This window comes from Cupriavidus sp. WS, assembly GCF_000395345.1.
Classification (GTDB): Bacteria; Pseudomonadota; Gammaproteobacteria; order Burkholderiales; family Burkholderiaceae; genus Cupriavidus; species Cupriavidus basilensis_B.
Window position 1 is genome coordinate 1 of sequence record NZ_AQPL01000007.1, and the last position, 2,258, is coordinate 2,258.

3 protein-coding genes are annotated in these 2,258 nt (G+C 70.5%); all 3 read right to left on the minus strand.

Features of this window, described 5'->3' with window-relative positions:
• Positions 1-34: 34 nt before the first annotated feature.
• Complete coding sequence (locus K206_RS0100280; protein ID WP_020200404.1) at positions 35-337, minus strand: putative quinol monooxygenase; 303 nt, start codon at positions 335-337, stop codon at positions 35-37.
• Positions 338-463: 126 nt separating this feature from the next.
• A complete protein-coding gene (locus K206_RS0100285) occupies positions 464-1,453 on the minus strand; it encodes a tripartite tricarboxylate transporter substrate binding protein (RefSeq protein ID WP_020200405.1) in 990 nt (329 codons plus the stop codon).
• 22 nt (positions 1,454-1,475) lie between these two features.
• A partial coding sequence (locus tag K206_RS37225; RefSeq protein ID WP_020200406.1) for a CaiB/BaiF CoA-transferase family protein occupies positions 1,476-2,258 on the minus strand: 783 nt, incomplete at its 5' end.

Below are 2,258 nucleotides of genomic sequence, written 5' to 3' on the forward strand. Positions count from 1 at the left end.
GGCCCGCCGTGGCGGGCGGCGCTGCCGGGGCCGGTCAGGCGACCGCCGCGAGCTTGACGATGTGCAGGCTGGCGCGGCCCTGAAGCACCTTGCCCAGCGCGGCGAGGGCCGCGCCGCGGCCGTGCTGCGCGAGCGCGTCCTCGTCGCGCCAGCGCTCCAGCATCACGAAGCGGCCGGCGTCGTCGAGGTCGCGGTGCAGCTCGTAGTATTCGCAGCCGGGCTCCAGCCGCACCTGCGCGACGGCTTCGCGCAGCGCCGCTTCGACCAGCTGCAGGTGGGCCGGCTCCGGCACGATGGTGGCGACCACCGCCACGGGCGGCTTGCGGGATTCGGTCATGATGGCTCCTGTCGGTTAGGCAAAACCCCGATCATCCCCCAATCCGCGCCGGCCGGGAATGCGCCGGCGCGCAAAAGAGTTTCCCTAATCCGGCGCAAATGGCGCCGCCACCGATTGCCCGGCCGGCTAGTCGACCTGCGCGTTGGAGCGCTTCACCACCGCGGTCCATTTCTGGATCTCGCCGTTGACGAAGCGCGGCAGCTGCGCGGTGTCGAGCCTGGCGATCTCCAGCCCCTGCTCCGCCAGCTTCTTCTGCACGCCCGGCTCCTGCATCACCGCCTGCATCGCGCCGGCCAGCCGCCTGCGCACCTCGTCGTCCAGCCCGGCCGGGCCGGCGAGCATGAACCACGCGGTCAGGTCGAAGCCGGGATAGCCCGATTCCGCCACGGTCGGCACCTCGGGCGCGCTCACCGAGCGCTGCTGGCTGCTGACCGCCAGCGCGCGCAGCTTGTGGGCCTTGAGGTAAGGCAGCACCGCGACCGGGTGGTAGAACATGAAGTCGACCTGCCCGCCCAGCACCGCGGTCAGCGCCTGCCCGCCTTCCTTGAACGGCACGTGCGTCATGCTGATGCCGGCCATCGACTTGAGCAGCTCGCCGGCGAGATGGCCCGAGGTGCCGCTGCCGGCCGAGCCGAACGACAGCTTGTCCGGATTGGCGCGCGCGTAGGCCACCAGCTCGGCCAGCGTCTTGTACGGCGCGTCGGCGCGCACCACCAGCAGCGTGGGCGTGTAGCCGGGCATGGCCAGGTACGCGAAGTCCTTGCCCGGGTCGTACGGCAGGTTGCGGTAGAGCGCCTTGTTGATGGCCAGCGTGCCGACCGTGCCGAAGGTCAGCGTGTAGCCGTCGCCTCTGGACTTGGCCACGTAGTCGGTGCCGATGGCGCCGCCGGCGCCGGCCTTGTTCTCCACCACGAAGGGCTGGCCGAGCTTCTTCGCCATCGCCTCGCCGAGGATGCGCGCGGTGATGTCGGTCGAGGTGCCGCCGCCGAACGGCACCACCAGCCGCACCGGCCGCGACGGATAGTCCTGCGCCTGTGCTTGTGCCGGCGCTTGCACCAGCATGAAGCCGGCGGCGCAGCTCATGGCCAGCATCGCGGCCATCATGGTCTTTTTCATGTCTCCTCCTGTTTTTTTCGGCTTACCTGGAACCGGTCTGCGCCGCGCCGCGCGTTCGCGCCAGCGCGGCGCGCACTTCCTCGTTGTGCTCGCCCAGCAGCGGCGGCGCCATGACGTCGAGCGCGCGCTCGCCGTCGAACGACACCGGGCTGCGCACGGTCCTGAACTCGCCCAGCGTGGGATGGGTGCCCGTGACCAGCAATTGCAGGTGTCTGGCCTGCGGGTCTTCCAGCGCCTCGCTGGTGTCGTACATCGGCGCGTGCGGCACGTCCTCGGCCTGCAGCCGCTCGCACCATTGCGCGCGCGTGCGCTGGCGGAACAACTCGCCGAGCAGGTCGATCAGCGCCTGCTGGTTGGCGATGCGCTGCTCACGCGTGGCGAAGCGCGCGTCGGTAAACAGCGCGGGCCGCTCGATCGCGTTGGCCAGCCCCTGCCAGAATTTCTCGGGCGAGGACATATGCAGCGCGATCCATTTGCCGTCCGCGCATGCCAGCACGTAGGACTGCGACACGCTGGGCCGGCTGTACGGCCCCATCACCTCGCCCGCCGCATAGTAGTGCGTGAAGGCGTCGAGGTTGAAGTGGCTCATCGCCTCCAGCATCGACACCTCGACCTTGCGGCCAACGCCGGTGCGGTTGCGCTCGTGCAGCGCGCCGAGGATGCCGTAGGCGGCGTAGAAGCCGGTCATCGCGTCGGCGATGGCGGGGCCGACCACGCGCGGGTTCTCCGGGTTGATGAGCAGGTTGAGGAAGCCGCTGGCCGCCTGCGCCACGGTGTCGTAGCTCGGGCGCGCGGCGGCCGGGCC

What these genes read in the sequence shown, in the direction of transcription:
- K206_RS0100280 (WP_020200404.1), bottom strand. Translation starts at nt 337, where the DNA reads ATGACCGAATCCCGCAAGCCGCCCGTGGCGGTGGTCGCCACCATCGTG.
- K206_RS0100285 (WP_020200405.1), bottom strand. Translation starts at nt 1,453, where the DNA reads ATGAAAAAGACCATGATGGCCGCGATGCTGGCCATGAGCTGCGCCGCC.